Origin of the sequence: Mycoplasma leonicaptivi ATCC 49890 (assembly GCF_000622205.1) — a bacterium.
GTDB classification, from domain to species: Bacteria; Bacillota_I; Bacilli_A; order Mycoplasmatales; family Metamycoplasmataceae; genus Mycoplasmopsis; species Mycoplasmopsis leonicaptivi.
Window position 1 is genome coordinate 1 of record NZ_JHWE01000055.1, and the last position, 4,775, is coordinate 4,775.

Annotated in this window: 5 protein-coding genes; all 5 read left to right on the forward strand. The window is 22.0% G+C overall.

Going from position 1 to position 4,775, the window contains the following annotated elements:
- Positions 1-110: 110 nt before the first annotated feature.
- Positions 111-1,616: an MSC_0624 family F1-like ATPase-associated membrane protein gene (locus BU00_RS0103240; RefSeq protein WP_027121455.1), complete on the forward strand. Its 1,506-nt coding sequence runs from the start codon at positions 111-113 to the stop codon at positions 1,614-1,616.
- A complete protein-coding gene (locus BU00_RS04680; RefSeq protein WP_051521859.1) occupies positions 1,616-2,146 on the forward strand; it encodes an MSC_0623 family F1-like ATPase-associated protein in 531 nt (176 codons plus the stop codon). Before BU00_RS0103240 ends, BU00_RS04680 begins: the two co-directional genes overlap by 1 nt.
- Complete coding sequence (locus BU00_RS0103250; protein ID WP_027121456.1) at positions 2,136-3,050, forward strand: MSC_0622 family F1-like ATPase gamma subunit; 915 nt, start codon at positions 2,136-2,138, stop codon at positions 3,048-3,050. The genes BU00_RS04680 and BU00_RS0103250 overlap by 11 nt, the downstream gene beginning before the upstream one ends.
- A 2-nt stretch (positions 3,051-3,052) precedes the next feature.
- Positions 3,053-3,505, forward strand: coding sequence for an MSC_0621 family F1-like ATPase epsilon subunit (locus tag BU00_RS0103255; protein WP_051521860.1), 453 nt, complete (start codon positions 3,053-3,055; stop codon positions 3,503-3,505).
- On the forward strand, positions 3,498-4,775 hold a 1,278-nt coding region (locus tag BU00_RS0103260), incomplete at its 3' end, for an MSC_0620 family F1-like ATPase-associated subunit (RefSeq protein WP_027121458.1). The genes BU00_RS0103255 and BU00_RS0103260, both read left to right, overlap by 8 nt.

Below are 4,775 nucleotides of genomic sequence, written 5' to 3' on the forward strand. Positions count from 1 at the left end.
TTATTTAGCAGGATCATACACAACACTTTAAAAAAACATAAAATGATATAATTTAAGAGTATTACTATATTTTATAGTTTTATAATTTAATTTGTTTTAAAGGAGTTAAAATGAATTCAACCCTAATCGAGGATAAGAAGATATATGATGATTATTCTTCTTCTCTAAGTTTTAGATCAAAAAACAAATGAGTTTTTATTTATAAAGCAGTCTTAATATCATTTTTTGTTCTTGCTATTTTTGCGCTGTTTTTATTTATAGATAAATCATTGTTTGATTCTAAACTATTGCTTTTTAGTGAAAAACAACCACTTGGTAATTTTTTACTTTTTGACACATATACTAATCAGCAAGTAAATGCTGTTGTATTAATAAGGTTTAGCATCTTATTTTTTGTTTTTCTTTTTAGTGTGTTTAAGAATTATAAAAATATAAACACTCAAAAAGAAAAAATAGTTAATTATATTTATTTTTATGTATTGTATTTTTTAATTTCAATTACTTCATTTGTTTTATTCTTTTCTTTTACAGAACCAGATATAAACAAAAATTATGATCCAAAACCATACTTAAATTTAATATATATTTTAATACCATTATTAATTATTGATTTAGCATTTGAAATCAATAATTACATTTATAAAAGAAAATCTGAACCTATTTTATATTCATCTGTAATACCACTTGTTATACAATTAATTTCTAAAATAGTATTAGTGTTATTTGCTATTGTTAATACTGTTGTTTGAGTTAGTTATACAGATCAATATCTTTTTGATTACATTAAAGATGAAAATCAATTATATTGAAAAACAATTGAAAATCTTTTTGTTGAAAAATCAGTAACAAACTTAATTATTATTATTGTTGCAACACTAATCTTATCGTTTTCAATTGTTGGTGCAAATATTAATAGATTCATTAAAAATGTAGAAACAGGTATTTCACAAGTTAAAACAAAAGATAAATACTTTTTAAACATAATTATTATTGTCGGTATTTTAGTTTTATTTTTAAAAAGTTTTATTTCATCAAAATCTATCGAATCAATTTTATTTGAAAGTGGTAGTGATAAATTTGAAATAATAAGTTTATTATTTTTATTCGTTGGTTTAGCTGTTACTGTTGCATATTTTGGTTTAAATTATTTTTTAAACAAAATTACAAAAAATTCAAAAGATGAAAATAAAAATACTATTATTTTTACAATATCTCAGTCATTATTATGATTACAATTAGTTTTAGCTATATTTATAATAGATAATGAACCAACAAAATTATATTTTGTTTTTATACTTAGTGTTTTTTCAACATTAATATATCTTCACTATATTATTAAGTCTTGAAATATATCAAAAATAAATTCAATTTTATTAATGATTTCACTATTTGTAAAGTCAATTCTATTATTTATTTTTGGTTTAAACAATCTATTGTTGGCAGATAATAATTACATATTAATTTCAGTTCCAACACCAATATCTCTTATCAAGATATTTGTTTTAGTAAATTTTGCAGTTTTAGTTTTATTTTTAATATTTTCTGTTTTAAATATTCAAATTAAAATGATTAAACATTTCTCACATGTTAAAAAAGATATAAAAGGAGTTAAATAATGTTAAAACGTTCAAATAAAAAAAATATAGATATTCCATCACAAGAACTGTTTGATATTTATAACATTTATAAAAATTCAAAAAATAGCAATCGTTTTATTTCATTTCAAAAGTTACTTACTTCACCACTTTTAAAAAGTAATTTAACTTTTAATTCAGAGGAAATTTTTGAATTTGTTAATGGAATAAAAAAGGCTATGGATAAAAAATATCAAATATTATTCAAAGATTTTATTGTTTCATTTAATTTAAATCCTATGTATAGTTTAACATCACTTGTTCCTATTATTGCAAGTGAAGAAAGTTCAAATAATTTTTCACTTAGTGTTATAAGTTCTGAAAATCCTAATTTAAATAAATTTTTAGATTTATTAAATTTTGAAATTAATGAACTTTTAGCGCAAGGTTTTTATGTTGAAGTTTTACCAAATACACTTTTAATGATTAAAAACGGTAAATATAAGATATTTTTTGACAAACAATTAACAACTAAAATAGAAAACAAAGACACTACAAAAAATGCACGTTAAAGAACTGATACAAAGAAAGCAAAATCTTTCTAATATTCAATTAAAAGTCAATAACGAAAAAAATATTTTACTAATCAACATATTAAAATTAACTCAAAAATTAAACTTTTATGTAAACAATTCATTTCTTAATGTACAAATTTTAGAAGCACTTGCTGGTAAATATAATATTAAAAGTAATTATATTGAAGATGTTTCTTTTGTTAAAAAATCTGAACAATTACTAAAATTAAAAAATAGATTTTTTAAAGAAAATGAACTTTATATTTATTTAACAGAAGAACAAAAATATAAAACAGATTCATACTCACGTTATGAAAATATTATGCTTGAAAAAATCAAAAATAAAAATATTGATTTTATAACAATCGGGAACAGAGCCAAAGAATTTGCAAGTAATAATAAATTATCTGTTTTAAAACACTTCGAGTCATCATCAGTTGATAATCTTGCTTCTATCTTAAGACAACTTATAAGAATTTTATTTTCAGAAAATAATTATACAAGAGTACATTTTGTAATTAATTCAAATAAAAATCACAAAAATGCTTTTACAATTTTACCTATTTCTGAATTTGATGTTCACAAACTTCTTCATTTAGATGTGCAAAATGAATATGATAATGTTATTAATGAGTATAAAATATATCCAAATATTGAAAACTTTTTAGAAATGCAAATAATGATTTTTATTGAAAATGTTATTAATGCACTTATAACAGAATCATCTTTTTATAACGCAAAAAACAGTCTTGTTACAACAAATAAGAAAATTAAACAGCTTGACGAAGAAATTTTTAAATTAGGTAAAAAAATCAATAGAGTTAAACAAGAAAAACAAATAGAAGAAATTGTATTGCTAACCGAAAAGAAAAAAACAATTTTTCATGAAGGTGGTAAATAATTATGTGAAAAAAAATCAACATAACTTTTTTAGATAATAAAAAACTTTTATTATCTGATTATGATGTATTTATCAATCATAATGAAGAAAAGAATTGAATTAAACTTGAACAATTTTCAGTTGGAGCATATACTGAGATTTTATTAAAATTTGTCAATGTTAAAACAAAAAACACTTTCTTTATGTTTTTTAATAATACAAGTATTGTTTGCAAAAAAGATGAAATTGATATTAAAACTTTTTCAAAACAAAAGTTTTATAAAGTTTCAAAGAAAAAACAAGACTTTACAAAAGATTACTCTGATGTAAAAGATAAAATTAATTATTTAACAAATTACAGATTTTTAGGTTTATCAATTGATCAAATTATTGAACTAGAAACTTTAAAAAGTTTAAAATATCAATATGATTTGATGAAGCTATTAAACTTAAGAGAAAGGGAGAATTATGAGTAAAAACAAAGTTAAGTTTTTATTAAAAACAATCCCAACTGCTACAATCCCTGCTGCCTTAGTTGTTTCAATGGAAACTAATTCAGATAATAATACACCAGGAACACCAAAACCAGCACCAGCACCTGAAAAACCAAAAGATAATGATCCTCATTTCAATACTTTTGCTGAAATAGGTAAAAAAAGTAAAGATGAAATTATCAAAGGTTTTATTAAAAACGCTGTTGATTTTGTTAGTGATAGAATTTCAAAACTAGAAAAAGATTTAGAGACTTCAAAAGAATATAAATCTGATTTAAGTAAATTAACACATTTAAATAGAGTTAAAGCATTTCTTGAAAATAATGAAAGTAATATTGCTACAAACCCAGAAAAATATGGACTTGAAATTCATGTTCCAGATATCCTTACAACAGTAAGAGATTATAAAAAAACAAATATAACTGTTAATGGTCAAAAATATGATGATATTAGAATTGGTAGTGATTCTAAAACTGATTATTCAAAAACATTATCTGATTTAAATGGACAATCAGAAAAAGATGGAAATTTCTCAGAAAAAAATACCGCTAACACTCAAAAAGTTGTAGAAAACTTAGAGAACTATAAAAGTGGTTTAAATGAAAAGATTAGAGAATTTTTTGGTAATGAAAATGAATTTGCAGAACTTGATAAAGATTATGAACTTGTTTTTGATAAACAAACACAAAGTTATAAGGTTGAATGAAAACAAAGTTCAGAAAAAAAATTCAAAGATATCGAAGGTCTAGATAAATTCGAAAGTTATATTGCATCATTATTAAAACAAAAAACACTTGATTATGACTTAAACAAAAATAAAGAATTATTACAAGATCAAGATCAAGACCAACCACAAAATCAAAATCAAGATGATAAGGTTGATCCATCAAAACCAACACCTAATGATCCAAAAGAAAAAGATCAAATTGATGATGTTACAATCCCTTCTGAAAAAGTACCAGATTTAGAACCTGTTGTAAAATCATCCGCTTATGCAAAACCCTTAACACAATTGACTAATGAAGATGTTTTTTTCAACAATCCATTTAATACAAGATATAAATATACATTAGTTTCAGTTTCTGAACAAAACGGTAAAGCAATTGCAACTGTTGAATTAAAAGATGCAATTAATGAAAGCAATAAACGTTTATATCAAAAAGATATTAAAAAAGAAGTGGAAAAAGAAAAAGCTTACTTATATGAACAATATGTTTCAAAAGTAAGTCAAGAAGCGATCAAACTTTATGAT